General features: G+C 39.0%; 31 protein-coding genes. 29 read left to right on the top strand and 2 right to left on the bottom strand.

The window, feature by feature from the left end; translation table 11 throughout:
- The first annotated feature begins 28 nt into the window (after positions 1 to 28).
- The 14 genes from KHQ31_RS04815 (at position 29) to KHQ31_RS04750 (ending at position 9,317) form a co-directional block, all read left to right on the top strand.
- Complete coding sequence (locus KHQ31_RS04815) at positions 29 to 1,486, top strand: hypothetical protein (RefSeq protein ID WP_213408350.1); 1,458 nt, start codon at positions 29 to 31, stop codon at positions 1,484 to 1,486.
- A gap of 11 nt (positions 1,487 to 1,497) precedes the next feature.
- On the top strand, positions 1,498 to 2,325 hold the full coding sequence (locus KHQ31_RS04810; protein WP_213408348.1) for a phage tail domain-containing protein: 828 nt from the start codon (positions 1,498 to 1,500) through the stop codon (positions 2,323 to 2,325).
- Between the two features lie 9 nt (positions 2,326 to 2,334).
- Entirely contained in the window at positions 2,335 to 3,420 is a 1,086-nt protein-coding gene (locus KHQ31_RS04805) for a prophage endopeptidase tail family protein (protein WP_213408346.1), read from the top strand.
- A complete protein-coding gene (locus tag KHQ31_RS04800; protein WP_213408344.1) occupies positions 3,417 to 3,650 on the top strand; it encodes a hypothetical protein in 234 nt (77 codons plus the stop codon). Before KHQ31_RS04805 ends, KHQ31_RS04800 begins: the two co-directional genes overlap by 4 nt.
- Positions 3,650 to 4,891, top strand: a complete 1,242-nt coding sequence (locus KHQ31_RS04795) for a hypothetical protein (RefSeq protein WP_213408342.1) — start codon at positions 3,650 to 3,652, stop codon at positions 4,889 to 4,891. The genes KHQ31_RS04800 and KHQ31_RS04795 overlap by 1 nt, the downstream gene beginning before the upstream one ends.
- Positions 4,888 to 6,243 carry a BppU family phage baseplate upper protein gene (locus KHQ31_RS04790; protein ID WP_213408339.1) on the top strand — a complete coding sequence of 452 codons (1,356 nt, stop codon included), beginning with the start codon at positions 4,888 to 4,890 and terminating at the stop codon, positions 6,241 to 6,243. The genes KHQ31_RS04795 and KHQ31_RS04790 overlap by 4 nt, the downstream gene beginning before the upstream one ends.
- A gap of 10 nt (positions 6,244 to 6,253) precedes the next feature.
- Positions 6,254 to 6,628: a hypothetical protein gene (locus tag KHQ31_RS04785; protein ID WP_213408337.1), complete on the top strand. Its 375-nt coding sequence runs from the start codon at positions 6,254 to 6,256 to the stop codon at positions 6,626 to 6,628.
- Positions 6,628 to 6,792 carry a hypothetical protein gene (locus tag KHQ31_RS04780; RefSeq protein WP_213408335.1) on the top strand — a complete coding sequence of 55 codons (165 nt, stop codon included), beginning with the start codon at positions 6,628 to 6,630 and terminating at the stop codon, positions 6,790 to 6,792. Before KHQ31_RS04785 ends, KHQ31_RS04780 begins: the two co-directional genes overlap by 1 nt.
- An 11-nt stretch (positions 6,793 to 6,803) precedes the next feature.
- Positions 6,804 to 7,043, top strand: coding sequence for a hypothetical protein (locus KHQ31_RS04775; RefSeq protein ID WP_213408333.1), 240 nt, complete (start codon positions 6,804 to 6,806; stop codon positions 7,041 to 7,043).
- Positions 7,033 to 7,335, top strand: a complete 303-nt coding sequence (locus tag KHQ31_RS04770) for a phage holin, LLH family (RefSeq protein WP_213408330.1) — start codon at positions 7,033 to 7,035, stop codon at positions 7,333 to 7,335. Before KHQ31_RS04775 ends, KHQ31_RS04770 begins: the two co-directional genes overlap by 11 nt.
- Position 7,336: 1 nt before the next feature.
- Positions 7,337 to 8,206, top strand: a complete 870-nt coding sequence (locus KHQ31_RS04765; RefSeq protein ID WP_213408327.1) for an N-acetylmuramoyl-L-alanine amidase — start codon at positions 7,337 to 7,339, stop codon at positions 8,204 to 8,206.
- Between the two features lie 328 nt (positions 8,207 to 8,534).
- Complete coding sequence (locus KHQ31_RS04760) at positions 8,535 to 8,744, top strand: hypothetical protein (RefSeq protein WP_213408325.1); 210 nt, start codon at positions 8,535 to 8,537, stop codon at positions 8,742 to 8,744.
- Between the two features lie 46 nt (positions 8,745 to 8,790).
- The gene (locus KHQ31_RS04755) at positions 8,791 to 9,156 is read left to right on the top strand and encodes a hypothetical protein (RefSeq protein WP_213408323.1); all 366 of its coding nucleotides are present in this window, start codon (positions 8,791 to 8,793) and stop codon (positions 9,154 to 9,156) included.
- Between the two features lie 17 nt (positions 9,157 to 9,173).
- Positions 9,174 to 9,317, top strand: a complete 144-nt coding sequence (locus tag KHQ31_RS04750) for a hypothetical protein (RefSeq protein ID WP_213408321.1) — start codon at positions 9,174 to 9,176, stop codon at positions 9,315 to 9,317.
- A gap of 94 nt (positions 9,318 to 9,411) precedes the next feature.
- Here KHQ31_RS04750 and KHQ31_RS04745 read toward each other — a convergent pair whose 3' ends face one another.
- Entirely contained in the window at positions 9,412 to 9,558 is a 147-nt protein-coding gene (locus KHQ31_RS04745; protein WP_213408319.1) for a hypothetical protein, read from the bottom strand.
- Between the two features lie 349 nt (positions 9,559 to 9,907).
- Here KHQ31_RS04745 and tsf point away from each other — a divergent pair, with 349 nt between their 5' ends.
- The 12 genes from tsf (at position 9,908) to KHQ31_RS04685 (ending at position 20,690) form a co-directional block, all read left to right on the top strand.
- Complete coding sequence (gene tsf, locus KHQ31_RS04740) at positions 9,908 to 10,783, top strand: translation elongation factor Ts (RefSeq protein WP_213408317.1); 876 nt, start codon at positions 9,908 to 9,910, stop codon at positions 10,781 to 10,783.
- 25 nt (positions 10,784 to 10,808) lie between these two features.
- Entirely contained in the window at positions 10,809 to 11,531 is a 723-nt protein-coding gene (gene pyrH / locus KHQ31_RS04735; protein ID WP_213408315.1) for a UMP kinase, read from the top strand.
- Complete coding sequence (frr, locus tag KHQ31_RS04730) at positions 11,531 to 12,088, top strand: ribosome recycling factor (protein WP_213408313.1); 558 nt, start codon at positions 11,531 to 11,533, stop codon at positions 12,086 to 12,088. The genes pyrH and frr overlap by 1 nt, the downstream gene beginning before the upstream one ends.
- Before the next feature lie 131 nt (positions 12,089 to 12,219).
- The gene (locus tag KHQ31_RS04725) at positions 12,220 to 13,374 is read left to right on the top strand and encodes an LCP family protein (protein ID WP_213408311.1); all 1,155 of its coding nucleotides are present in this window, start codon (positions 12,220 to 12,222) and stop codon (positions 13,372 to 13,374) included.
- 123 nt (positions 13,375 to 13,497) lie between these two features.
- Positions 13,498 to 13,674 (top strand): hypothetical protein, encoded by a 177-nt coding sequence (locus KHQ31_RS04720; protein WP_213408309.1) that lies wholly within the window; start codon positions 13,498 to 13,500, stop codon positions 13,672 to 13,674.
- Positions 13,675 to 13,825: 151 nt separating this feature from the next.
- Positions 13,826 to 14,224, top strand: a complete 399-nt coding sequence (locus KHQ31_RS04715; protein WP_213408307.1) for a hypothetical protein — start codon at positions 13,826 to 13,828, stop codon at positions 14,222 to 14,224.
- Between the two features lies 1 nt (position 14,225).
- Positions 14,226 to 14,513: a hypothetical protein gene (locus tag KHQ31_RS04710; protein WP_213408305.1), complete on the top strand. Its 288-nt coding sequence runs from the start codon at positions 14,226 to 14,228 to the stop codon at positions 14,511 to 14,513.
- A 277-nt stretch (positions 14,514 to 14,790) separates the two neighbouring features.
- On the top strand, positions 14,791 to 16,608 hold the full coding sequence (gene glmS / locus KHQ31_RS04705) for a glutamine--fructose-6-phosphate transaminase (isomerizing) (RefSeq protein WP_213408303.1): 1,818 nt from the start codon (positions 14,791 to 14,793) through the stop codon (positions 16,606 to 16,608).
- A gap of 269 nt (positions 16,609 to 16,877) precedes the next feature.
- Positions 16,878 to 17,219: a type II toxin-antitoxin system RelE/ParE family toxin gene (locus tag KHQ31_RS04700; RefSeq protein WP_213408301.1), complete on the top strand. Its 342-nt coding sequence runs from the start codon at positions 16,878 to 16,880 to the stop codon at positions 17,217 to 17,219.
- Positions 17,212 to 18,288: a HigA family addiction module antitoxin gene (locus KHQ31_RS04695; protein ID WP_213408299.1), complete on the top strand. Its 1,077-nt coding sequence runs from the start codon at positions 17,212 to 17,214 to the stop codon at positions 18,286 to 18,288. Before KHQ31_RS04700 ends, KHQ31_RS04695 begins: the two co-directional genes overlap by 8 nt.
- 240 nt (positions 18,289 to 18,528) lie before the next feature.
- Entirely contained in the window at positions 18,529 to 20,112 is a 1,584-nt protein-coding gene (locus KHQ31_RS04690; RefSeq protein WP_213408296.1) for a type I restriction-modification system subunit M, read from the top strand.
- The gene (locus KHQ31_RS04685) at positions 20,109 to 20,690 is read left to right on the top strand and encodes a restriction endonuclease subunit S (protein WP_213408294.1); all 582 of its coding nucleotides are present in this window, start codon (positions 20,109 to 20,111) and stop codon (positions 20,688 to 20,690) included. The genes KHQ31_RS04690 and KHQ31_RS04685 overlap by 4 nt, the downstream gene beginning before the upstream one ends.
- A gap of 156 nt (positions 20,691 to 20,846) precedes the next feature.
- Here KHQ31_RS04685 and KHQ31_RS04680 read toward each other — a convergent pair whose 3' ends face one another.
- The gene (locus KHQ31_RS04680; protein WP_213408292.1) at positions 20,847 to 21,413 is read right to left on the bottom strand and encodes a restriction endonuclease subunit S; all 567 of its coding nucleotides are present in this window, start codon (positions 21,411 to 21,413) and stop codon (positions 20,847 to 20,849) included.
- Between the two features lie 83 nt (positions 21,414 to 21,496).
- Here KHQ31_RS04680 and KHQ31_RS04675 point away from each other — a divergent pair, with 83 nt between their 5' ends.
- From KHQ31_RS04675 to KHQ31_RS04665, 3 genes are all read left to right on the top strand, one after another.
- Positions 21,497 to 24,979, top strand: a complete 3,483-nt coding sequence (locus KHQ31_RS04675; protein WP_405196832.1) for an HsdR family type I site-specific deoxyribonuclease — start codon at positions 21,497 to 21,499, stop codon at positions 24,977 to 24,979.
- A gap of 113 nt (positions 24,980 to 25,092) precedes the next feature.
- Positions 25,093 to 26,013 carry a site-specific integrase gene (locus KHQ31_RS04670; protein WP_213408288.1) on the top strand — a complete coding sequence of 307 codons (921 nt, stop codon included), beginning with the start codon at positions 25,093 to 25,095 and terminating at the stop codon, positions 26,011 to 26,013.
- Between the two features lie 162 nt (positions 26,014 to 26,175).
- Positions 26,176 to 26,739 (top strand): hypothetical protein, encoded by a 564-nt coding sequence (locus KHQ31_RS04665; protein WP_213408285.1) that lies wholly within the window; start codon positions 26,176 to 26,178, stop codon positions 26,737 to 26,739.
- Positions 26,740 to 26,797: the final 58 nt, after the last annotated feature.

Genomic DNA, 26,797 nt, shown 5'->3' with positions numbered 1-26,797 from the left:
TAACGGCGAGAATGAGAACGTCATGCGCATGCAATTTGCGAAAATGGGGACAACTCTTGAGGATGCCCAAAAAGCTTACGATAAAGTAGGAGATAGCGCTAAAAAGAACATGTCTGCTGTGATTTCAGCAACAAGTGATGCTGATTCAAAGACGACCGAAGCTGTTGATAATTGGAATTCAATAGTGCTAGATGAAAAGACTGGTAAGTTGAAAACTAACGCCGTTGAAGAAGTAGTCAAGGCTATGAAATCAAAGGACGAATGGAACTCAATGAAGTTAGCGGCTAAGGAAGCTAATGTTGGATCTAACGCGCGTCAAATTTTCACGGAAGCGGCAATTCAATCTGGTCAGTGGAATTCAATGACACTTAAGGAAAAGAAAGCCACTGTTAACAGTAATGTTGCGCAAACACTACTAGATGATAAAACTGCCATGGCTGAATTTGATAAGTTACCTGATTCAGTCAAAAAAATTGTAATGAGTTCTAACTCTGGAGAAACTATTCAGAAGTCCTTAAAAGATATCGGTGAGTGGGATAGTATGTCTCCACAAATTAAGAAGTTGATTGCACAATCTAATGCACCGCTTGTGGCTAAGGATGCGACAAGTAACATCAAGAATTGGAACGACTTGCCAGCGCAGATTAAGCAGTTATTAACCGAAGACCATTCGTCTGGAAAAGTGAACGAGGCCATTAAGACCCAAAAAGATTGGGATGTGCTAAATCCACAAGTTAAAAAGTTGTTGATGGAAAACAGTGACGTGCTACAAGCTCTTGAAACTGCAGGTATTAAGTTGGGCGAGTACGATGCCAAAACTCCACAGGAAAAAATGCTGACAGCTAATGCGTACAACGCTGAACAAGCGGCAGATTCTGGAATAACTGCTATCGGGAACTACAACGGCAAGGAAGTAAAGAATAAGCCAATTAATGCCTATTGGAATGGATCTGGAGCGGTTTCGGAAGCAAACACTGCTCTTGCGTCACTGCCGGGCGAGATTGGTATTCAGTTGAACGCTAAGTATCAAGAACAAAAACGTGCTACTGGAGACCCTAACTTTATGGGTGGCCCAGTTATGATTAATGACCAAAAGGGGCCGAACTATCGCGAATTGGTTCGATTGCCTAGCGGGGATGAATACTTACCAGCAGGACGCAATGTGCGAACGGTTTTGCCAAAGGGAACACGTATTTTTAATGCCAGCGAGACTAACTCAATCATGTCAGAGCGACGTGATGTAGCTCGTTTAGCAAGTAATAACCAAGTTGGCAGAGTGTCGTCAGATAGCACAACAGACGGCGGTTTGGTAAATGCGATTGGTCAACTTAACCGTACGTCAGGCGCTGGTATGAGTTCTATTGATCGTACCGCGAAACTTATTTTACAAGCCATGTCTCAAGCTACGGGACGGGACTTGTTTGGTTCGAATAGTTACGAAGAAATGGCGCGAGATGAGCGGAATCGCAATGCACAGACGTTGTAGAAAGGAGCAATATGCCAGAACTGTATATCAAAAAAGACAATATTGAATATCGTTTGAATGAGTTGATGCCAAGCGCTCACTTGTTAGAGATGCATGTAGGTAGTCCGCAACCAATTCCTGATTTGTACGCTATGCGCACTCGTGACGGTTCTAGGTTGAACGACTTAACGTTTGGCCCGCAGGCGATTGTTACGAAAATCCTATTGGCTGGTGATAGTATGGAGCATTTTTATTTGCTGAAAAGCGAATTGATGCGATTGTTTTATAATCGTGGCTTAGTTCGCATTAGGTCGTCAGACGAACCAGCCAAAAGTGCTTACGTTATACCTAATCCAGTTGAAGTTACGCCGTTTGACATGTCGTCAACGAGTGTAGTTGAGTTAGAGTTTCAAAATCTTATGGGGTATCGAGTTACGCCGTTCGAAAGTACTGAATTGTTGCTGCATGCAGATAAGTTGCAGTTTGGAATGAACCTAGACTTAGATAACCTACCTAAGTACACATTTAACGGTTCAGCTATTAAGGTGTTTAACCCTAGCGATGTAGCAATTGACCCTTATATCCATAAGCACGACTTGCGATTGGTGTTGAATGGTGTATCGACTGATACTAATTTCACGATTAAAAACGAGACTACAAAGACGTCAATAACAATTAACTCTCAATTGAAACTAGGCGATGAGTTCGTGCTTAATCAAACGTTAGCCACTGTTAACGGGAACGCTAATCTCAAGACAGATTTCGGTCACATCTCACTAGCGAAAGGCTGGAACGATATTAAGGTAGTGGGCGTTTCTAATGTTAAATTAGAAATTAAGTTCCCATTCCTGTACTTCTAGGAGGTAGATATGGATAAAGTTACTGTACAAGACAGAGCTACTAATCAAGAGTTATTGCTTGACTGTATTGACCACGATACGTTTCGAAGTCACTGGGAAAAGAACTCTGTATACGAATTGACGTTTGATTGTGTAGACACAGGGAGTTTGTCGTTTGGTCTGCTAGGTGCTGACAACTACATCAGATACGGCGGACAAACGTATGTTATTAAGATGATGACAGATACATCGACCGGATATCATCGTCGTATATCTATTACTGCCCGTCACATCTTTTTCGAGTTGAATCAACGCATGCAACCTAAGACAAAGAAGGGCGATGTTAATTTCACTCTGGATCAAGCGTTGTCGTTTTTATTCGATACGGTCGGTGACGGATACACTTACAAATTACACGGTAATTTCAACTCAAATAAGAAATTAACCGACTTCGGGAATACCGACATTGTTAGTGGTCTAAGCATGCTAGCGAATGAATTTAACGTGTATTGCGTCTATCCTGACAACAAGACCGTTGGTGTCTATACCGAAGCGGCATGGATTAAAAAGACCAACAAATCTATCCAATACTTACACAATGCCGAAAATATGAAGTTGGATTGGGAAACAGAAAACATCGTCAATCAGGTATATGTTATTTCAACTGATGATAAACCTAAATTTAAGCCGTTCTACGTGCGAGACAACGAAAGCATTAAGCGTTGGGGAATTAAGGAAAAAGATCGCTTAGAAGTTGGTAAGGACGGCAAAGAAAGCGCTGAAAAACAAGCTAAGCGTAAATTAGTTACACAACCTAGTGTATCTATTGATGTGGAGCTAACGTCTGGCGTAAATGATGTTTACCCAGGGGAAGAATGGACTGTTGTTAATTCGCAACAAATGCTATCTACACCAGTTCAAATCGTATCTATCGAGAAAGCACCCCTCGTTAGTGATGCCATTAAAATCACGCTTAACAATAAGAGACGTAACTTTTTGGATAGCGACAAAGCGCGTAAGCGAGAGCTGATTGAGTTAAAAAAAGAAACACAAAATACTCAAAACAATATACCTAATATATGGGTAGATGGTTTTGTTAAAAGGGAGAAAAAATGACAGAAGAAATACCAATATGTCGAGTATCTGACCCTGACACAGGAGTAGCGGGATACGCACGAACGCATATTGATGCGATTGACGACCTGCCTGAACTTTACTCCAAAGAAGAAGTAGACGAACTGCTATCACAGTTAGCATTAAGTCTAACAAGTCCTGACGGTACGGTGTGGGTAGCTGAAATTTCAAACGATGGTAAGTTGTCGTGGTTAAGAAAGGAGGTTGAATAGTGGATGTGACTAAACTTAATTCCGAGTTACTGCGTGTATCAACAACGATTAAACAGATTGACACAGCAATTGCTGAAATGTACGGCACTGAAATCGGTTCGTACGACGATTTAACACCATTGCTACATCAAGATACATCTAAGTCTTATCGACACGTCGGTAGGGCTTTTAATTTTGTTATCGAGCAATACAACTCCCTAGTTATTCGCCATTTGTTTATTGACGAGATGGGGGATGCTGCTGTTCGACTACGTAAATTACGAATTGATGGCTTGGTTGTGGCGACTGTGGATCGTGTGGCTAGGCAAAAGCTGAATGATTTGATTGTTGGACTGGCGTTTGTAACGAGCGCGGTTAACTTAATGGGTGTCGACATCAACAAAGCCCCAGAAGTGCATTTTGAACCAGTCAAAAGCACAGAATGGGAAGTAGAGGCCACCTTGGAACAAAAATGGGGTACGACGCAAGGCGCTGCGTTTGATGGCGATAACTATTACGTATTTGGCTCAACTGGAGCGACTGGTGGAAAAATGATGTTATCTGTTGTGAACAGGCACGACGAACGCCAATCATTTGTAGCCACTGGAGATTTAGGCGACTTGTTATCTGGGTCTCAACTGGACACGCCACAAGACAATGCACTAGGTCACGCTAACGATAGTGCAGTCGTCAGTCGTGATAGTAGTGAAGTCACATTACTAGTCTCCAGCATGATTCGAAACGAGATTGCAACGTGCATTGTTAACTTACGAGACAGAACTGCTCGTATCGGTAAACGTATTCCGATTACTGGTTTCAATTCTGCGCAATATTCAGTTCAACTTATGGCTGGAAATAAAGTTATGGTACGAGCGTTAGATGCCTACTGGACTGCCAAGTATAACGAAAATGGCATGCATTTCGTTAAGTTTGCTCGCCATGTTGATATGCGCCAAGTAGTAAAAGACTTGGGGTATAAAAGCGCTGCAGTTTACCAAGCAGACTGGTACGAGAATGGATATCTATACACTAGCGCTTGGTTACCGGATTTACGCGCAAGTTTGATTGTAGAGACCATCCCGCAAGGGGCAGATGACCAAGCTGTTGTATCTAATCGACACTGGTATGGGTACGACAAAGGACGTAAGTTTGAGATAGAAAAAGTATGGTACGACAACGGCGAGATGTACGCAAATGTTGCGCAATCAAATCCATACGAACATCACATTATTAAACCAATTTGGAAGGAGAACAATGAATGAGTATTCCAACTGTTAAGCAAGGGCAATTTATCGTTGTCGACACAACTATCAAGTCTACCGACATTATGTATATTGACGAATTGAATGGGGACAAGGGAGATGCAGGACGTAAGATTTATCTTGCGCTAAAAGAACGTGCACGAACTAATGACCCCAAAGACCCACTGATTCCAATGAATTTGGACGGCCGAGATGTACGTTTCCAAGGACACGATGCAGAGGGGAAGTACAAGCGTGTAGCATTATCTACTCGTATCATCAATTCGCAAGCTGGTCTAGTTGAAATTACACTACCACGTCAAATCTATTTGGCTGTGGGGGAGTATCAAAATGCCGAATTTGAAGTTTACGAAAAGGACGGTGATACAACTATCTCGACTGTACCGATCGGGTTAGAAGTTTACAACAACCTAGCACACTTATCTGTAGGGGACAACGTCCATTACATCGACGAAGCAGAAAAGCTTATTGCTGAGCTTGAAAAGATGACTAACAAGTCTCTAGACGAAATGCGAGCGTTGCTCCAAAAGATGGACAACAATGTAGGGGATGCCTTAGGGAATATCAAGCGTTTAGAAACACTCGTTGAGCTATGGCAACAAACCGTTAAAGATAACGGAGTAGCTGAAAAGGCGGCTGATAATGTACTAACAGGCTTGAATGAATTTACCCAGTTTATTAAAGGCCACATTACGGGTACTGCTATTACTCGATACGGGGCTAACGAACCCGTTCGGGATCTAAATGATTTAGAAGTTCTGCGTGCTATGAAGGCCGGTACAACTGAAATTAGCTATTACAGTGGTAACAAGGTAGCGAACAATCCAGTGGAAAATGACTGGTTGATGGTCAGTCGCCATAAAGTATCTGACGGAACTGTTTACGAAACTGCTATGACGTTCGCCGGTGGTGATTATGGAGTAATTAGGGCTCGCTCGATTAGCGGGCTAACATCTACGCCTAAACTAACTCAGTGGAAGACTGTATCTGAATGGGGCGTTAAGTGGTTGCCACTAACGAAGTATCTAACATCTGATTTTGTCGCTGGAGAACATCCGCCAATGTATCGAATTGTTGGAGACCACGTTGAACTAATCGGATTGGTTACGCCGAAAGTTACGCTAAAGAACGATACATCAGGAATTGGTAAGGCGTGGGATATCATTTCTGGTCTACCTGTCACGTTTGAAAGTTCGCAAGCTCGTGTGCAAGTTGGCGCTGGGTGGGCCACTTTTGCTATGTTAACGGGTGGTGGTCGCATTGCGATGCAAAAACACGGTATTGCAGGTAAACCTAGCGATGTTATTGCTGGTGGATACTACGACATTTCCAGCACTCTTGTAATTAAGTAAGGGGGATATTATGAAACAATTTCAACAATTCAACAAACAAAATGGGATGTGGGTCGGAGAGAGTGATTTACCTGATATGACAGACGGTATTGAGAATACAGAAGTACCTGTCCGTGCTAAAACACTCCCTGTATCTGTAATGGTATTCGATCGTACTATTCAAGATTGGCGTGAAGTGACACCAGAACAATGGCGTGTTCATTTGGACAAGGTTACACCAGAAAAACCTAGTGAAATCGACGAATATATGGCTACAACAACTATGGCAATTGCGGAACTTAGTAAGACAAACATGATGTTGACTATGACTAATGAAAAACAAGCTAGAACAATTTCTGCTATCGAAAATCGCCTAGCTGAACTTGAATCAAAGGGAGATAACTAATGCGAGAAACATACAAGCGACTATATCGAATGGGTTTGATGACGCCAGAAGAAGTGTATGACATTGTAGTTTACTTACCAACGTTTAAGTTGGAGGAGTTGGATTATGAGTACATTACTGGTCAGAAGTGGCCGTCTAATGAAGATAAAAAAGACGGAATTTAGGGGGCGTCATTATGGTAAATTTTTGGCCAACAACTGCGAATGACATCGTGGGATTAATCGTAATGTGTATTACGGCATTCGGGAGTATGTTTGGTGGGTTTGGTTTCTTGCTAAACAAGTACGTTACGAAACCACTAAAAGAAATGCGTGCTGACTTGAATGAAACAAATGCAGCTCATTCTCAACAATTATATGAACATGAAATTCGACTAATCAAAATGGAAGGGAAGGTATTTACAGATGAAGATTGACATTAACGCCTTAACAGGCGTTTTTATTTTGCTCGGGACTATTAGTCCAGTGCTCGTGCAAGTGTTTACGACACTGCGCCTGAAAGCCAAGAACGAACGTGTGAAGTTGGCGCTAGGCTTTGCAATTCAAGTTGTGGAATCAATCGGGCAAGCGAACCGTTATCTACCTGATAACAAGAAAGCAGATGCGATTGACATGCTAAACGAGCGTTTGGCACAGAACGGCATCGCGCATAAGTTCACACAGGAACAATTGGAAGGCTACATTAATCAAGTTAAGGAGGACGTTTAATATGTTTATTGCAGATAAGCGATTAGGATATATGCCCCGTGGACACAACCCATTAGGAGTTGTTATCCATAATGATGAAGGGGTTGACGCAAGCACTACGCAAGCTTACGACAATTACCTATCTACAAAGGATCTAACGAGTGGATATGCGCACTACTACGTATGTTCAGATGGTACGTTGCAAGTCGCTGATGAAAGCTCAATCGCTTGGCACAGTGGTAACCAATGGGGTAATGCCAACCTGATTGGGATTGAAGCTTGTCAATCTAACGGGAACTTGGAACAATTCAAGAAGAACGAAGAAAACGCTTTGAAGCTAGCTGCGCAAATCTTTATGCGATATGGCATTCAACCTAATCGTAATACTGTCATCTTGCACAAGGCACTTAGCGCAACGGCTTGCCCGTCTCGTTCTATTCAGTTACACGGAGATTGGACTGCTGTTCAAGATTACTTTATTGAGCGTATTAAGTATCATATGGGACAAGCAACATCTAAGCCTAGCTACAAGCCATCAAAGCCTAAGACAGCCATTGAACAATTCAAGTCTGCAAATCATCAATACACTGCGTATGGTGATATTCGAGTTGATGAAATTAAGCACGTCAATGGTATGTGGCAATTCGTTAACTACAAGTTAGCCGGCTCAAAGAATGTTAATTGGACTTACAACGGCATTCCACTGGCTTACGTAGATAACATTAGCCGTGGTAATCAACTACCTACTAAGGTAGGCGACCGTGTACGTTTGGCGAAGGCGTACAATCACGGCACTATCGATATGTATGATCCTAAGTCTAATGGTGTTGGTATCTCAATGGGTACAGTTGGCATCATCTGGTTTAACGCTGATGCACTTATTGCCTTATAATTAAATACAAATTAAGCCCTGATTGGTTAGTGAATACTAGCTAATCAGGGCTTTTTGTTTGTGAAATTTTAGGGGACAAATTGGGGACGTGTCGAAATTGTTCAGCAAATGTTTAATAGGTTTCTTCCTATATAAATGTAGAGGTTAAATACATGCTGATAAATGCTGAATACATCAAAACAGGTTGAAGGTTAATTAACTTCTTAAAGAAGGCAGACTCCGGTCTGTCTTTTTTTTATGCAAAAATAAAAATTAAGTGGATTAAATTTGCATATTTTAAATAAATAGCATTCCTTATTGATATACTGAAAATAAGGAGGCAACTGAGATGTGGAAGGACATCGAATGGATTTCAAATACACTCGTTTTACTAAAAGCAATTTCTTATATTGTGAGTGTACTAGGGGTGACTGGAATGTTAATAGCCATTAAGCAATCAAATAAAGCTGATAAACAAGAAGAAGCAGACCGTTTTAGATGCCACATTAAAGCACACAGTACATGTGATGGATATCTTTACAAAAAAAGTGGTTCCTGAAATATCTAAATTACGTACTGTGTGCAAGGAGAAATTGAACGATGAGTTGACAGTGATCGAACGGGAAGTGGAAAAACAGCTTCAGATTGAGCACCTACTCTTAGATAAGAAATCAACTAAACAAGAAACAAGTCAATATGAATTGGCGTTACGGGAGCAACTAATTACAAATATTCAATCAGAATTGGGATATATCGATGTGTTTCTGGAATTAGAGTATTTATCTATTTATATCAATTATGATGTCGTCTTAGATGAGGTTGTATATGTAAATATGAGTCATTTAGTCCTCTTGTTTATGGATGAATCTCAAGGTGCGTTTAATAAAGTTAAAACATCGAATCAATGTTTCGAAGGGTTAACAAAATTGTATACGAATTGGTCTAAACGAAAAGCTAAAGAAAAAATATAGAAAGGAGAACGATATCAATGACGCCGAAAGAAGAGGAAATGATTGAAGCTGCATATGTAGAATTCCTAAAAAAGAAGACTGCAGAGTTGGAAGCGCAACTTCCAGAGATAATTGAGCGGAAATTGCATGAAGCATATCAAAAATTTACGCCGGGTATTTAGGGATATTAATTAATTAAATATTTTAATAAATAAAGAGAGCCTTCAATCAATTTTTGAAGGCTCTCTTTATTTCGATTGTTCGTATGTACGTAAATTAGCGTGCATACAAGATAGTATGGAACACTTGCGACACAATGATGATAACGATGACACCTAAAATTGTTAGGAGTAAATTATCGGGATGGATGAAGAACCAAATACCGAATAAAATTAATTCAATTAAAAAAATAACGTATTTCATGACGAGCCTTTCTAAACAAAATCAGATTTAAATATAAATAGATGATTATAGTTTCTGTGTAAGTTAAGGATAGCGAAGTTAAGACAAGATGTTCGACGTGGTATTTTGTAATCCGGTAAATTCTATGAAAAGAACAACTTTTTTGGAAAGAGAATGCCCGTATCTAGTCATAACACGGTTTTTTCTTTGTCTAAACGATATTTAATTGATATGATAAAAATGTAGACAAAAAGGTAGTACTAGATTGATAAAAAATTTTACCTATCTAGTACTGCTATGCTGGAAACAAGGCGTTTTTTTGTGTATAATGAGTTAGATGAATTTTTGAAATAAAAAGGAGACCATAGATATGGCAATTAGTGCAGCACAAGTTAAGGAACTACGTGATAAGACTGGAGTAGGAATGATGGACGCCAAGAAGGCGTTGGTTGCTACTGACGGTGACATGGACAAGGCGGTTGACGTTTTGCGTGAAAAGGGAATGGCAAAGGCTGCTAAGAAGGCCGGAGCTGTTGCTGCTGAAGGTATGACATACGTGACTGTTGATGGTAACAAGGCTGCTATCATCGAATTGAACTCACAAACTGACTTCGTTGCTGGAAACAAGGAATTTAACGACTTGTTGCACACTGTTGCGCAAGTAATCGTTGAAAACTCTCCTGCAGACGTTGAAGCTGCTTTGGAATTGACTGTTGACGGTCAAACTTTGAACGAATTGATCATCCACACTACTCAAGTTACTGGTGAAAAGATCACTTTGCGTCGTTTCACTGTAATGGAAAAGGATGGATCACAAGAATTTGGTGCATACTCACACATGGGTGGACGTGTATCAGCTCTTCTATTGCTTGACGGAACTAACAAGGAAGTTGCTAAGGATGTTGCTATGCACATCACTGCAATCAACCCATTGTACGTAAGCCGTGAAGAAGTTCCTGCAGATGTTTTGGCCCACGAAAAGGAAGTTTTGATGAACTCAGAAGACCTTGCTGGTAAGCCAGAAAACATCAAGGAAAAGATGGTTGAAGGTCGTTTGGCTAAGTTCTTGGCTGAAAACACTTTGAACGAACAAACTTACGTTAAGGCTGCTGACAAGGAAACTGTTGGTGACTTCGTTGCTTCACACGATGCTAAGGTTGTAGCCTTTGTACGTTACGAAGTTGGTGAAGGAATCGAAAAGGCAACTACTGATTTCGCGGCTGAAGTTGCTGCGCAAATCGGTTAAGCTTAGGCTTAACAGGTGATATAAAATGGCAGACGTAAAGTACAAGCGTGTCCTTCTGAAGTTATCAGGAGAAGCACTTGCTGGTGGTCGTGGCTTTGGAATTGATCCGGAAACGGTTAATGCTATTGCTGCACAACTTAAGGAAGTGTACGAATTAGGAGTTGAAATCGCCATTGTTGTTGGTGGTGGAAACCTTTGGCGTGGGGAAGCTGGAGCACAAATGGGTATGGAACGAGCACAAGCCGATTACGTTGGTATGCTTGGAACAACTATGAATGCTTTGGCTCTACAAGACGCCCTTGAATCAAATGACGTACCAACTCGCGTGCAAACAGCGATTGAAATGCGTCAAGTTGCAGAACCATATGTTCGCCGTAAGGCTGTGCGTCACCTTGAAAAGGGACGCGTTGTTATCTTTGGAGCAGGTACAGGTTCACCTTACTTCTCAACTGATACAACATCAGCACTTCGTGCAGCTGAAATCAACGCCGAAGCTATCTTGATGGCTAAGAACGGTGTTGACGGTGTCTACTCTGATGATCCTCGTAAGAACCCTGATGCAACAATGTTTACTGCATTGTCACACCAAGATATTATCGAAAAGGGTCTGAAGGTTATGGATTCTACAGCATCAACTTTGTCACGTGATAATGACATTAACCTTGTTATCTTCAACATGAACACTGATGGAAACATTAAGCGTGTCGTGCTTGGAGAAAACATTGGAACAACTGTGGAGGCTAACTAATGGCACACGAAATTTTAAACACAGCCAACGAACGTATGGGAAAGGCAGCTGATGCCTTGCAACGTGAATTGGGACAAATTCGTGCAGGAGTGGCTAACCCATCAATCTTGCGACCAGTTACAGTTGATTACTATGGTGCACCAACACCATTGAACCAATTGGCATCTGTTACAGTGCCAGAATCACGTGTGCTTTTGATTGCACCTTTCGACAAGTCTGCTTTGAAGGACATCGAACAAGCAATCTTCGCATCTGATTTGGGATTGACACCAGCTAACGATGGTACAGTTATTCGTTTGGTGATTCCAGCATTGACTGAAGAAACACGTAAGGATCTAGCTAAGGACGTTAAGGGAGAAGCCGAAAAGTCTAAGGTTGCCGTACGTAACATTCGTCGTGATGCAATGGATAACATCAAGAAGGCTTTGAAGGCAAGCGAAATGTCTGAAGACGAAGCACGTGGTCTTGAAGAAGACGTGCAAAAGGCGACAGATACAGCGGTTAAGCAATTAGACGCTATCGCAGCTGAAAAAGAAAAAGAATTGCTTACAATCTAATTGTAAGTATAAAAGCCTCCAATTTGTTTGGAGGCTTTTTATTTGTAATTTTTTATGTAGATTTTAAGTTCTTGTGATAAAATTTAAAATAACACTATATCGGATAAATACATCCAATGAGGAGATTTTTTATGGCAGATGAACAATCATTACGCATGGAGCGTCTAGATGCTAGCCGTACAGCTGGTAAAGACAATTCACCTAAGAAACCAAAGAAGCCGAAGAAGCGCTGGGCCAAGGTGGTTTTGATTACTTTACTAGCCTTGTTGACATTGGGTATTGGAGCAAGTGCATATGTGTACTTCCAAGCCAAGAGCGCAATCGATCAAAGTTATCAATCAGCAGATATTCAAAAGGTTCGTGATACAGATAAGGCATTGAGCGATGGTAAGCCTGTATCTATTCTTTTGCTAGGAACTGACACTGGAGAATTGGGACGTGAGTACAAAGGGCGTACTGACTCAATGATGTTAGTAACAATTAACCCTAAGACTAAAGAAACACGTATGGTTTCAATCCCACGTGACACACTAGTATCTATTCCTGGTGCGAACCCACCATTCCCACAAAAGATTAACGCAGCGTATGAAGTTGGTTCTGCCGGTGTTGCCATTGAAACTGTGCAAAACTGGTTGAATGTGCCAATCGACTACTATGCCTTGGTTAACATGGGTGGACTAGAAAAGGTTGTTGATAAGATTGGTGGTATTCAAGTTGTTTCACCACTAACATTCGACTTTAACCCAGATACTGCCCGTGCAGATGCTGGTAACTTATACTCATTCACACAAGGATCATCATCATACTCACACACTGGTGAAGATGGTGTGACAAAGCACTTTGATACAATGGACGGTAAGGCCGCATTGGCATTCTCACGTATGCGTTATGCTGATGGAGAAGGTGATTATGGACGTCAAGCACGTCAACGCTTGGTGCTAGAAGCTATCATGCACAAGGTCGCTAAGAACCCACAATTGCTATTGTCAGCGGACTTCTTGGACGCTATGGCTGATTCAGCCCAAACTGATTTGACGTTCGGAAACATGACGACATTAGGTTTGAAGTACAACAGTGCCTTGGGTAAGCTTACAAGCGACTTCGTACAAGGTAAGGGACAAATGTTGTCATCAGGAAGTACAGAAGTTGTTTCTCGTGAAGAACAACAACGTGTTACTGATGTTATCCGTGAAGGACTTGGACTAGAAGCTAAGACTACTGGAAACCTATATGGTGGAGAAGTGTCTGTCGCAGAAATGCAAGCTGCTGGGGTCCCAACAGAATAAAGCTAATCATGAAAGAGCTAACTCATTGAGTTGGCTCTTTTTTGTTTCTGCACTGACAAATAAGCGTGACTTGGTTAAAATGAACTGAGTAGCAAATAATTCAAGTAAAAGGATATAAGTGACATGAAAGCCTTATTAAAAGACCTATTGAATAAAGCAGCCGTTATTAACCATGCAGAAATTGGAATAAAAAAGGAAAAACGAATCGCTAATCAAGAAACAACTGATGACAAAACAGTCACGCCAACACAAGAAGCTGACCAAGTGCTAAAGAAGTATAAGAAGAAATTTATGATTTAATCTTTATATCCATTAACTCAATGAAATCAATGCATTAGAATATATAACACAGACCTAATGATGACAAATTATATGTGTAATCCTGTATAATAAGAGCAACTACAGGTTTTAGGAGTAGTGAATACTTGTTTTATGATATATGGGGGATTGCATGATGGAAGAGCAACAAAAAGAAAAATTGGCATTGCCAATTACAGGAATTGTATTAGGGGCGTTAGGTGCTATTTTGGCATTTATTTCAGGTGTACGACTATTAGGGCTAGCATTGGCGATTATTGGATTGATCGTGATCGTTGTAGCATTTGTTGTTAATCAGAAGCATAAGAAGGTTTTGACGTACGTTGGTTTGGCAGTGACGATCATTGCTGCGATTTTAGCAATGGTGTTAGAAAGTAATGAACCAGCACCAGTTTCAAAAGAAACACAATCAGTGGCTAAAGCACTTAAGGCTGAAGATGAAAGTATCCGTGCAAAGAAGAAATCAGATGATGCTAAGGTAGCTGCACTAAATAAAGTGATGACTGAAGAAGTTCTAGAAAAAAAACGCTAAGATGAATATCGACAATGATGCCAGTGCTTGGACAAAAGATTACTTTGATCAATTGAAGGTTAGTAAAGAAATCACAGGTGTTGGTGGCGCTAAGCTAGCTGATGTTGAAGCGGTGGTTGGGAAGCCATCACTAGAATCTGATGTAGATGCAGAAGAATTAAAAGTTCGTGTTGTATCTTGGTTTAGCTCGACTGATGACAATGATTATCTGTTAATTTTTGTGGAACAAGAGAATGGTGAGTGGTTGTTGATTGATAAGTCAATTCAATCTGACGCAGATACAGAGTGATTGAACAGAACCAATTTGTTAATTGGATAAAAAATAATAAAGTCTTCGACAAATGGTCGAGGGCTTTTTTGTTTTTATAAACGTCGGTTAAAGGCCTATTTAAACACGTTTTTGAGCAAGTGCACCAATAGTCGTCATTGGTATAACTATACCAATTTATACCAATAATGAATAGTTTTTTATTGTATTCATTGACTATACCATTCGTTAAAAGCATAATGATTAATGTTACTTAAACTTAAATCAACGAGCATGAAAGCTCACCAGGAGGACTAATATGTATTGTGGAATTGTGGGATATACAGGACTAAACTACCAATCAGCACCAATTTTGTTGGAAGGGCTTCAAAACCTTGAATACCGTGGTTACGATTCAGCTGGAATCTATGTACCAGATACAAACAAGGGTGTAGACCAATTGGTTAAGGAAAAGGGACGTGTTGCAGAATTGGCCGCATTGGTTGCGACTAGTGATGTAGCTGGTAAGGCTGGAATTGCGCACACTCGTTGGGCAACTCACGGTGTACCATCTGTTGACAATGCTCACCCACACGTTAGTGCGGATGGACGTTTCTACCTAGTTCACAATGGGGTTATCGAAAACTACCTAGAATTGAAGGAAGAATACTTGTCAGACGTTGAATTTGTTTCAAACACTGACACCGAAGTTGCGGTTCAATTGATTGCTAAGTTTGTTGCTGATGGGATGACAGTATTCGAAGCTTTGCAAAAGTTGACAAGCATGTTGGCTGAAAACTCAGCTTACGGATTCTTGTTGATGGACGACAAACAACCGGACACTATGTACGTTGCGAAGCGTAAGTCACCATTGTTGATCGGTGTCGGAGAAGACTTTAACGTTGTTACTTCTGACGCGATTGCTATGTTGGGACACACGCACGACTTCATCGAATTGAACGATAACGAAATCGCTATTGTGACACCACAAAAGGTAACTTTGTTTGATGACAAGGGTGTTGAAACTGAACGTGATACTTTCCACTTGGACGTTGACGCTACAGCCGCTGACAAGGGAACTTACGAATTCTACATGTTGAAGGAAATTGACGAACAACCAATCGCTATCCGTCGATTGTTGGAAAAGTACTTTGACGAACAAGGAAACATCAAGCTTGATGAACAAATCATCAAGGACATGAAGGCTGCTGACCGTCTATACGTAATCGCGGCTGGTACTTCATACCACGCTGGTCTTGTTGGGGCACGTATGTTCGAAGAATGGGCAGGAATTCCTACTGAAGTCCACATCTCTTCAGAATTCGCCTACGAACAACCATTGTTGTCAGAAAAGCCATTCTTCATCTTCTTGTCACAATCAGGTGAAACTGCTGACTCACGTGAAGTATTGCAAAACGTAAACAATGCTGGATACAAGTCATTGACGATGACTAACGTTGAAAAGTCTACGCTATGGCGTGAAGCGACATACGCGCTACCATTGATGGCTGGACCTGAAATCGCCGTTGCCTCAACTAAGGCTTATGTTACACAAGTCGTGCTACAAGCGATTGTAGCGTACGCTATGAGCGAAAACGTAGACATCAACCTAGAACAAGAACTATCAAAGATTGCGGTTGATATTCAAGGTGTCGTTGATGACAAGGAAGTCTTCGAAAACGTTGCGAAGGACTTGCTAGTAGACAAGAGTGTTCGTAACGGATTCTACATCGGTCGTGGTGTGGATGCATTCGTATCACTTGAAGCTGCTTTGAAGCTAAAGGAAATCTCATACGTTCAAACTGAAGGATTCGCTGCTGGAGAATTGAAGCACGGAACTTTGGCCTTGATCGAAGATGGCACACCAGTTATCACATTGATGACACAACCTAAGACTGCTGGATTGGTACGTGGAAACATTGCCGAAACAGAAGCTCGTGGGGCTAAGTCATTCGTTATCGCAGCTAAGTCATTGGCTAACGATACAGATGGATACATCCTACCGGATGTTGAACCATTGCTAGCACCATTGGTATCAGTTGTACCAACACAACTATTGGCATATTACACATCAAAGCTACGTGGATTGGACGTTGACCACCCACGTAACCTTGCTAAGTCAGTTACTGTGCAATAATTAAAGACACAAGTAAACAAAGTTATAAATTAAATCACAAAGAAGGACCATATGCTAAATGAATATGGTCCTTTTCTGTATGTTATAACAATCAAAAATCCAAACTTTGATCGTTTAATAGATGTATAAACGTTCTGATAACTATCAAGTTTAATCAATGCATAACCGTGTGTTCTAGAAAATACGAGTAATCTTGGTCAATTGACTTGGTGTCTTAATAAGAATACAATGAAATTACCTTTTAGGTAATTTGTATGTAGAGGTAAACTATGGAAGTGCTATACAGAGATTCAAAGATCGGAAAGTTAGTCACGTCGTTGCCCCATGCTAAACGTAAATTATCAGAACAAACGGCTGTGAAGTTGTTTAAATTAATTAATTTGATTAAATCTGCTGATAATTGGTCTGACGTTATTGTTTTACCAAGATACAGATTTCATAAGCTCGAAGGAAAATTAGAAGGTTTGTATAGCTTAGATATTGCAGGAGTGAGGTGTTCGTATCGACTAATTGTGTCCTTTGATGACCAATATAGTAATACAGATATTTTTCAACACCCCCAAAATATTGAGATAGTACGAATTGAGGAGGTCAGCAATCATTATGAGTAATACGATTGAGTACGATGATTTAATTGCCTTTCACCCAGGATCATACGTTGAAGATTTAATAGAAGATTTGAATATTAGTCAAGCTGAATTTGCCAATAGGTTAGGAACGACTCCTAAGACAGTGAGTTTAGTTGTTCGCGGAAAAGAAAACATTAGTAATGATTTAGCTAACAAGTTGGCTAAATTATCAGGTGTGTCTGTAAAGACATGGTTGAATCTGCAAGCTATGTATGATGAAAAAGTGTTAGAGATTGAGAATCAACAAAACGAAGATTTAGATACTGAAATTGCTAAACAGATTGATATTAAAGCGTTAAAAGACTTGAAGGTGATTGAAAACAAGTCACATACAGTCGCTGAAAAGAATAGTAAGTTACGTAGCTTACTGCATATGGCTTCACTGAATAACTTAGTAACATTCAATCCGATGGTTAGTTATCGACAAGCAGATGTAAATGAAAAAGCGGTGATTAATGCTAATGTGATGTTGGAATTAGCAATGAATTACGCTAGAAATGTCACTGATACTAAATTCAATAAAAAGACATTAGAAAAACTATTACCAGACATTAAGCAGTTAATCGTTGAAATGCCAGAAGATGTATTTACGCAATTGAAGACGTTGTTATTAGATGCTGGAATTGTGCTTGTGGGGATGCCAAAGTTTCAAGGTGCAAAACTTAATGGCGCAACAACCAAATTTAGAAATGGTAGTGTATTACTACTTATTACTGATTTGAATAAAAAAGAAGACATCTTCTGGTTCTCATTACTACACGAATTAGGTCACATCTATTATGGTGAATTTGATTCCAATTTGTCAGACAATGAAGTCTATAGAGAAAAAGAAAGAAAGGCTGATAAATTTTCGGCAGACTTCTTGATTCCGCTAGATAGATACCAAGAATTTGTTAATCAAAACGTGTTCAATGAAGAAGCAATTGTTACTTTTGCCCAAGAAGTAAATACATCACCAGCAATAGTGGTTGGTCGATTACAAAATGATCAATTGGTTGGATTTAATGAATTTTCACACTTGAAGAGATCGTATGCATTTAACGCAGAATAAGATAACAGAGTGAATGAACGAATAATCTAGGTTATAACAGCTAAATAGATAAAGAAAACAGGTATACAGTCTAGAGATAGAGTGTGTACCTGTTTTTAATTATCTTCACAAAAGAAAGATATTTTTATTTAGTGATAGGGAATGTCTTTAAAACAACGAAAAGAATTACAGTTATGATAAAATTAAAATTGATAACGCATTCATGCGTCAAAAGATACGTTTAAATACTAGGAGATCAACATGGCATTAACTGCAGACAAAGAGGCTCGCATTTGGCGAACTCTGAATGAAACACGTGGGAAAATTGAACCATCAGAATACAAGAACTACATTTTCGGAATCATGTTTTATAAGTTTTTATCTAACAAGGCGCAAGCTTGGTTAGATGAAAATCTTGGTGGTGAATCATGGCAAAGTGTTTGGGACACAGACGCAGCTGCAGCATCAGACTACATGACACAAAAAATTGGGTATGTTATTCAACCTGGTGAAATGTTTGATGATTGGCAAAAAGCAATTAGTGAAGACAAGTTCAACGTAGGTATGGTTCAAGATGCCATTGCACATTTTGATAACGCACTTCAAGGAGCTTCAAAAGTAGACTTCGCAGATATCTTTGCAGATATGGATCTTACGTCAACACGTTTGGGAAGTAACGCTCAAATGCGTACAGCAACATTGATTGAAATGATTAACTTGATGTCTGAGATTGATTTGGATGAAGACGCAGATGTATTGGGGGATCTATATGAATACCTAATCGGAATGTTTGCGGCTAACTCTGGAGCAAAGGCAGGAGAGTTCTATACACCACACCAAGTTTCAGAGGTTATGGCTCGTTTGATGACATCTGGGCGTGAAGACTTGCCAGAATATGCGCTATATGACCCAACAATGGGATCGGGGTCATTGTTGTTGACTACAGCTTCATATATGAAGAATAGTGGTGTTATTGGTGCAGTTAAGTACTATGGTCAAGAATTGATCACCACGACTTACAACTTGGCTCGAATGAACTTGATGATGCATGGTATTCACTATAACGATATGCAACTGCGTAACGGGGACACATTGAATGGTGACTGGCCTGATGGTGTTGTTGATGGCGCAGATAGTCCACGTATGTTTGATGCCGTTATGGCTAACCCACCATATTCTTTGAAGTGGGATAACAAGAATCGTGAAGACGATCCTCGTTTCAAGATGGGGGTAGCGCCAGCTTCAAAGGCTGACTACGCATTCTTACTACATGGACTATTCCATTTGAAGCAAGACGGACGTATGGCCATTGTTTTGCCACACGGTGTTTTGTTCCGTGGAGCTGCTGAAGGTAAAATTCGTAAGGCGTTGTTGGAGGAACATAACATTTCAGCTGTTATTGGACTACCTGAAAAAATCTTTACGAACACTGGAATTCCAACAATTATCATGGTCCTAGAAAAGAATCGTGAATCTGGTGATGTATTGTTTATTGATGCGTCAAAGGACTTTGAAAAGCAAAAGAACTCAAACAAGCTTCGTCCAGAAGATATTGAAAAGATTGTTTCAACTTACACAGCACGTGAAGATGTTGAAAAGTATGCTCATGTTGCAACGATGGATGAGATTGTTGAAAATGACTACAACTTAAACATTCCTCGTTATGTTGATACATTTGAAGAAGAAGAACCAGTAGACGTTGAAGCACTTGTTCGTGACATGCAAGAAATTGATGAAACAGAAAAAAAGCTAACAAAAGAGCTAAATGAAATGTTTGATCAACTTGTTGGAACAACTGATGAAGCAAACAAAACTCTAGAACTATTGCGAGGTATCCTAAAATGAGCAATGTTCGTGATAATAACAACCAATATCCAGCCATTCGCTTTGCTGGTTTCACTGACCCTTGGGTACAGTATAAGTTGGGAAGTTTAGGTGTAACAAAATCTGGAACTGGATTCTCTGAGAGTGAACAAGGAGGTATTTCAGGAACGCCTTTTTATAAAGTTTCAGATATGAATATTCTAGGAAATAATGTCTATATGACAAATGCAAATAATTATGTGACTGACGAGCAAATATCTAACAAGAAATGGAATCCAATTGTTCCTAAGAATCAAGGAGTTCTTTTTGCTAAAGTTGGAGCAGCTATTTTTCTTAATAGAAAGCGGCTTGTAAACGAACCATTCCTTATTGATAACAATATGATGGCGTATTTATTTGATGACTCATGGAATTCGTATTTCGGGAAAATCGTTTTTGAAAAGCAAAATTTGCATCAGTTTGCTCAAGTCGGGGCACTACCAAGCTATAATGCATCAGACATTGAAACAATTAAAGTGAGTGTTCCTCTCATTGAAGAACAACAATTAGTTGGTAACCTCATTAAATATGTTGATCAACTTATCGCTGCTAACCAGTAATAACCAAATATTCCCATCAAATGGATGATTTGTAGAACAAAAAATATCGTTTTGTTAATATAATCCCAAAATATTTCAGCATCAATAAGCATTGTTTCAATAAATTCATTAAAATGAACTGTAGTCTTACTATTTTTATCTCTAACACAAAGTTCTTTACACGAACATTCGTTGCAGCAACATTTTCTTCATTGATTGCAAGTTTTCAACCTTTTTCTGGTTAGCAGTGATAAGTTCATCAAGATTACTAAACAAATAACCAATCTTAATCTGTTCTTTAATTTCAGGTATTATTGTTGGATACATTCCCATTTGTTTTCCAGAAACTTCATTAAAGGTTGAACCAGATCCCATCTTATTACCATATCTAGCTAACTTATCTGTTAAAGAGTATAAAAAATATGAATGTAAAGTGTCTCCAGGAATGATTGATTGAAAGCCTTGATTTGTTGATGCTTCAGTTGCTAATATGGCGGTCTTTCCAATGCAGGCACGTGATGTAAAAAGAATTGTTCCAATAGGTAACATTTTTGCAGAACTTTTCTTGAGACCTAGGACAGATATCTTTTTAGTACTTTCAGAGACATAAGTCTGGTCGTTGATTTCTGCTGGAGTAAACCAATTAACATCTCCATCCCAATACTCTGAAGACGTTGTTGAAGGTGTTCCACCGCCTATTAGTGTGGCCACTTCAGACAACTTACGCTGTACCCAAGAAACCATTTTTTTGTATTTATCAATAACATACTTATGTTTGGGTACAGCGTAAGTTGTCGGATATATCCAAAAAAGTTATCGAAAAGAATGTGAATAATGAGTTTTCTGAGACTTTAACAAATTCTGCTGAATATGGAATTATCAGTCAGCGTGATTTTTTTGATAAAGATATTTCAAACGAGAAAAATTTAAACACATATTACGTTGTTCATGATGGAGACTTTGTGTATAATCCTCGAATTTCAAATTATGCGCCAGTTGGACCGATTAAGCGAAATACATTGGGCCGAACTGGAGTAATGTCGCCACTGTACTATGTCTTTACAACATACAACGTTGATGGCACGTACTTAGAAAAATACTTTTCAAGTACAAAATGGCATCGTTTCATGGAAATGAACGGAGACACAGGGGCTCGATCGGATCGTTTTGCCATTAAAGACAAAGACTTTGTTCAGATGCCCATTCCACTACCACGTCTAGATGAACAAGTTAAGATTGCTCGATTTCTTAAGGACGTAGAAAATCTTATCACTGCTAACCAGCAATCAATAAAAATTAAAAGAAAGAGGCTTTATATGGCTGAAGAAAGATTTGAAGAAGATTTAATTGACCGCTTAGCTGGTCGAAACGGTTTAAAAACTGAAGGTTGGACTTACAATGATGATTTGTCTGGTTCAACATCTGAAAAATTGTATGACCACTGGCGTGACATTTTGAATCGCAACAATCGCAACCGTCTAAATGGAACACCATTGACTGATGCTGAGTTAGGTCGATTGCGTCAAGAAATCAATAACATCAAGACTCCATATGAAGCGCAATTAATTTTGACAGGTGCTGGTGGAATTGGTTCATTGCCACTTCAACGTGACGATGGAACACCTTTAGAAATTGAAATTTTCTATGGAGATGAAGTTGCTGGTGGACATTCAGAATATGAAATTGTTAAGCAAATTACATTTACTGATTTACCATCATCATTAACATCTAAGCGTCGTATTGATATCATGATGTTGATTAATGGTATTCCGGTTGCTCACATTGAAGAGAAAGATGAACGTCTAGCTAATCAATGGGATGCATTTGAACAACTGAAGAAGTATGCTGATTCAGGAATGTATCAAGGTCTATTTTCTTTCGTGCAAATTCAATTTATTTTGTCACAACATTCTGCACATTACTTTGCACGTCCAAAGGATACTGAATCATATAACCCTGATTTTGTTTTTGGATGGCGTGATGATAATGGAAAAGACATTACAAATGCGATGGACTTCTTACATCAAACAATGGGAATTCCGGCATTGCATCGTTTGGTTACGGTGAATATGATTCCAGACGAAAGTACGAATAACCTAATGGTTATGCGTTCTTATCAAATTCAAGCGACGCGTCAAATATTGGACCGTATGCGTGTGATGGAACATAACGGATTACCAGAAAAAGAAGGTGGGTATGTTTGGCATACTACTGGTTCTGGTAAGACAGTTACATCATTTAAGGTTGCACAATTACTAGCTAACATGCCTCGAGTCGAGGATGTATTCTTCATCGTGGATCGAGTTGACCTTGTTAACCAAACTTATGAAAACTTCAAAGGCTTTGCTTATAAGCACATGGAGAAGCGTATTAAGAATGTTAACTCAGCGACATTACGTCGTGAGTTGAATAACACACATCCTGCTAACATCTACATGATTAGTGTGCAAGGTTTGGATGCGTTAGTTCGCGATGGAAATTTTAAGTCTGATAAGCGAATGGTAATTCTTATGGATGAAGCTCATCGTTCAGCTAGTGGAGATTCTGTAAAGCGTATCAAGGATGCTTTCCCTAAAACAACATGGTTTGGATTTACTGGAACGCCTAATTTTTATAGTGACGAAAGTAACGATGTTAAAACAACTCGTGATGTTTCAACTGCTGATGTATTTGGTAAGCGTCTACACCAGTACACAATTAAAGATGCCATTGGTGATCGAAATGTTCTGGGGTTTGATGTGTCATACATGGAACCGAATATTGAAATTAGTGACAAAAATTTAACTGAAAAAGATATTGAACGAGAAGTATATTCTAGTGCACCTTATCGTGAACAAGTTGTTGAAGATATTGCCAAGAACTGGGATAAGAATGCTTCAGGTGAGTTGAAAGCTAATGTACGTGAAAAAAATGTGTTCCATGGTATGTTGGCGGTTTCAGGTAAGCAAGCGGTTGTGGCTTACTACAAGTTGTTTAAGAAACATACAAATCTTCGAGTAGCGATGAGTTATTCAAAGAATGATGACAATGGATTTGGTGACGCTGACTTACAAAGTGGTTTGAAGCAAGCCATGACTGATTATTCTGAGATGTATGGAACACGTAATTTCTTAGACTCTGATAATCCAGAACGTGATTACTTGAACGACATTACTAAGCGAATTGCTCACAAAAAGCCATATAACCGTAAAGATGATAAAGAACGTTTGGATTTGGTTATTGTATCTGATCAATTATTGACGGGATTTGATTCAAAGTACGTGAACATTATCTACATGGATAAACTTCTAAAAGAAGGTTTATTGATTCAAGCGATGTCTCGTACAAACCGTACAATTAATCGTAACGCTAAGCCATATGGTAAAGTACGTTTCTTCCGAAAAGGACAATTGATGGAAGAAAATGTTAAAAATGCGTTGATTATCTATACAAAGGGTGGAAACGACACATTAAACGAAAAGAAACCGACAAAAGACCCAGGCTGGGACTTATTAATTGATGATGGAATAATTGCTGGATTAAAGTCTGATCAAATTAAGGAATTAATACCAAAGATTGATAGGTTAAGGGAAATTTCGGAAGACTTCACACAAAATCCTAAGTCTGAAAAAGAAAGACAAGAATTAATACTTCTTGGATTAGATGTAAGTCGAAAAGTTCAGCGATTAATTCAACAAGGATATAGTTTAGGAGAAGACTTACGTGTTGTTGATTTAGATGGAAATGAAACAGGAGAAACAATCACACTAAATTTAGCATCTGACAATGAATTTGGTGCACTTCAAGCACGAATATATGATGCAAATGATAATGATGGGGATGGGTCTATCGTTGATTTGACAGACATTGCCATTGCGATTGAACAATACAACGAAGAAGTTATCGATTATGATCAATTGGTTGATCTATTGAATAGTTACATTGATGAACAATCTCAAGCTAATCGTGATGCTGTTGAAGAACACATCATGCCAATGGATGAGGATGGTAAGGAAGAAATTCGAGATGTTCTTGAAAGTATCGATAATAAAGATATTACTGAACATTTGACTACCGAAACATTGAAACAAGAACGTCGTAAAAGCCGTGGATTGCGTACGGAGTTGAAGATGTATAAGTGGGCAGATGAAAAGGGATATAACGGACGTGATGTGGTAGACGCATATGAATACTACATCCCCGGAATTGAACTAACTGATAATCCAAAGCTGGGAAGTAAATTAGATGACATTAAAAAATCATCTGAATTAAGTTTCCTGGCTGCGGCATCATTTGAAAAGAACCTGATGGAATTCTTTAAAACGTTATAAGTTGAATAACTAATAAATGAATAATTACATCTAGAAAGCTCGACCTTTTGGTCGGGCTTTTTTTATTCTGTAAATAGGGGGATTCCCCAAATATATTTATAGGAGGTGTCGTCATGACACAAATTTTATTTTCAGAGTACTTTACGGAATGGGTCACTTTGTACAAAGTAGGTGCGGTTAGAGATGTTACGTTGTCAAAATATTGGAATACACTAGGACATATTAAGCGCCTAGCACCAGAGATTTATTTAGAGGACTTAAACAGAGTTGTATATCAAAAACTGTTAAATGATTTTGCTGTGGATCATGAACGGCAAACAACGATGGATTTTCACCATCATTTGAAAGCGTCATTATTAGACGCTCTAGAAGAAAGTATGATTCCTTTAGATCCAACACGAAAAGCAGTTATTAAAGGTGTTGTTAACCGAGAACATAAGTCTAAGTTTTTACATCAAAAAGAAATGTCGGCATTACTAGAGTCTTTAAATCTAGGAATGGAAATAAACAACGATTATTTAATCGCATTAATTGCTAAAACAGGATTATGTATTTCAGAATGTTTAGGTCTGACTCCGAAAGATTTTGATTTTAGACAACACATGATTAGCATTAATAAAACATGGAATTATAAACATCCAACAGGTGAATTTGCGCCTACGAAAAATCACTCATCAATTCGTAAAATTCCATTAGATTGGCAAACCGCTATGATGTTTTCGCAATTGATCAAAGACTTACCTGCAGATGAGCCTATTTTTGTAACACCAGGTAAGAAGATATACATTCAAACATTAAATGATAGGTTAGCTAGGCAATGTAAGAAAGCAGGAGTAACTGTAATCAGTATGCATGGGCTACGACATTCGCATGCATCATTACTGTTGTACGCAGGAGTTTCGATTGCAACAGTTTCTAGACGATTAGGACATTCAACAATGAACACGACACAACGAATTTATTTGCATGTTATTCAAGAATTAGAAAACGCAGACAATGATAAGATTATGCGATATTTGACATCTCTAACGTAAAATGTGTTTATTTTGTTATACTTTTAAAGAGGATAATAATGTTCTTTGTATCATACCTTGTTAAGTTATTTTCAAAAATTTATGGAAACTCTATTCATGCCAATAGGGTATGAGTTTGAGAAAAACATTAAATAAAAAATTTACAGGTTTAAAGAGGGAAATATGAAATCAGCTGAGAAAGTATTAATTGGGTTAAGTATTGTAGGCACCATTCTTGTTGGAAGTGTGATTGTGGGATTATTAGCTCAACAGAAAGTTGTCAAAACAGAACCAACGTCTGCAATAGAACGTGTGTCCAATGAGACAAGTTCTGAAATCAGTAGTGAAGATATAACTTTAGAAAAACCGGATAATAAGAACGTGAAAGATGATACTGTGACAGATTCTGAGAGTATTAATCAAACAAGTTCGGTAGATGAAACAGCGCATCAACCAGCGTATAGTGGAAATGCTGCAACCTATGGCACAACTAATAAGGCTTTGTGGGGAATTCGTGCAGAAATTCTGACCCAAGTATATGAGTATGTTATGGGTAAAGATAATCCAGTTGGTGTTGGGATAAATCTAGTTGAAAAACCAGGTGGATTTTATGTGTACGCTGGACAGCAAGCACCAGGAGAAAATATTGGTGAAATAACGGACAATGGAAATAATACTTTTACATTTATTCCGAATAAGTACACGGGATATAAGAATGCAAAGGCATCATTTACATTTAGTGTTTAAGATAAATGATCTTGCAAATGTGTAGAATAATTCTTTATATAGTGTTTAGGTAAATTTA

The organism is Weissella ceti, from assembly GCF_018394055.1.
Lineage (GTDB): Bacteria > Bacillota > Bacilli > Lactobacillales > Lactobacillaceae > Weissella > Weissella ceti.
This window is presented reverse-complemented; position numbering and strand designations above follow the sequence as displayed.

Coding starts and splice junctions, on each gene's coding strand:
- KHQ31_RS04815 (WP_213408350.1), top strand. CDS start 29: ATGCAATTTGCGAAAATGGGGACAACTCTTGAGGATGCCCAAAAAGCT.
- KHQ31_RS04810 (WP_213408348.1), top strand. CDS start 1,498: ATGCCAGAACTGTATATCAAAAAAGACAATATTGAATATCGTTTGAAT.
- KHQ31_RS04805 (WP_213408346.1), top strand. CDS start 2,335: ATGGATAAAGTTACTGTACAAGACAGAGCTACTAATCAAGAGTTATTG.
- KHQ31_RS04800 (WP_213408344.1), top strand. CDS start 3,417: ATGACAGAAGAAATACCAATATGTCGAGTATCTGACCCTGACACAGGA.
- KHQ31_RS04790 (WP_213408339.1), top strand. CDS start 4,888: ATGAGTATTCCAACTGTTAAGCAAGGGCAATTTATCGTTGTCGACACA.
- KHQ31_RS04785 (WP_213408337.1), top strand. CDS start 6,254: ATGAAACAATTTCAACAATTCAACAAACAAAATGGGATGTGGGTCGGA.
- KHQ31_RS04780 (WP_213408335.1), top strand. CDS start 6,628: ATGCGAGAAACATACAAGCGACTATATCGAATGGGTTTGATGACGCCA.
- KHQ31_RS04775 (WP_213408333.1), top strand. CDS start 6,804: ATGGTAAATTTTTGGCCAACAACTGCGAATGACATCGTGGGATTAATC.
- KHQ31_RS04770 (WP_213408330.1), top strand. CDS start 7,033: ATGAAGATTGACATTAACGCCTTAACAGGCGTTTTTATTTTGCTCGGG.
- KHQ31_RS04765 (WP_213408327.1), top strand. CDS start 7,337: ATGTTTATTGCAGATAAGCGATTAGGATATATGCCCCGTGGACACAAC.
- KHQ31_RS04760 (WP_213408325.1), top strand. CDS start 8,535: ATGTGGAAGGACATCGAATGGATTTCAAATACACTCGTTTTACTAAAA.
- KHQ31_RS04750 (WP_213408321.1), top strand. CDS start 9,174: ATGACGCCGAAAGAAGAGGAAATGATTGAAGCTGCATATGTAGAATTC.
- KHQ31_RS04745 (WP_213408319.1), bottom strand. CDS start 9,558: ATGAAATACGTTATTTTTTTAATTGAATTAATTTTATTCGGTATTTGG.
- tsf (WP_213408317.1), top strand. CDS start 9,908: ATGGCAATTAGTGCAGCACAAGTTAAGGAACTACGTGATAAGACTGGA.
- pyrH (WP_213408315.1), top strand. CDS start 10,809: ATGGCAGACGTAAAGTACAAGCGTGTCCTTCTGAAGTTATCAGGAGAA.
- frr (WP_213408313.1), top strand. CDS start 11,531: ATGGCACACGAAATTTTAAACACAGCCAACGAACGTATGGGAAAGGCA.
- KHQ31_RS04725 (WP_213408311.1), top strand. CDS start 12,220: ATGGCAGATGAACAATCATTACGCATGGAGCGTCTAGATGCTAGCCGT.
- KHQ31_RS04720 (WP_213408309.1), top strand. CDS start 13,498: ATGAAAGCCTTATTAAAAGACCTATTGAATAAAGCAGCCGTTATTAAC.
- KHQ31_RS04715 (WP_213408307.1), top strand. CDS start 13,826: ATGATGGAAGAGCAACAAAAAGAAAAATTGGCATTGCCAATTACAGGA.
- KHQ31_RS04710 (WP_213408305.1), top strand. CDS start 14,226: ATGAATATCGACAATGATGCCAGTGCTTGGACAAAAGATTACTTTGAT.
- glmS (WP_213408303.1), top strand. CDS start 14,791: ATGTATTGTGGAATTGTGGGATATACAGGACTAAACTACCAATCAGCA.
- KHQ31_RS04700 (WP_213408301.1), top strand. CDS start 16,878: ATGGAAGTGCTATACAGAGATTCAAAGATCGGAAAGTTAGTCACGTCG.
- KHQ31_RS04695 (WP_213408299.1), top strand. CDS start 17,212: ATGAGTAATACGATTGAGTACGATGATTTAATTGCCTTTCACCCAGGA.
- KHQ31_RS04690 (WP_213408296.1), top strand. CDS start 18,529: ATGGCATTAACTGCAGACAAAGAGGCTCGCATTTGGCGAACTCTGAAT.
- KHQ31_RS04685 (WP_213408294.1), top strand. CDS start 20,109: ATGAGCAATGTTCGTGATAATAACAACCAATATCCAGCCATTCGCTTT.
- KHQ31_RS04680 (WP_213408292.1), bottom strand. CDS start 21,413: ATGGTTTCTTGGGTACAGCGTAAGTTGTCTGAAGTGGCCACACTAATA.
- KHQ31_RS04670 (WP_213408288.1), top strand. CDS start 25,093: ATGACACAAATTTTATTTTCAGAGTACTTTACGGAATGGGTCACTTTG.
- KHQ31_RS04665 (WP_213408285.1), top strand. CDS start 26,176: ATGAAATCAGCTGAGAAAGTATTAATTGGGTTAAGTATTGTAGGCACC.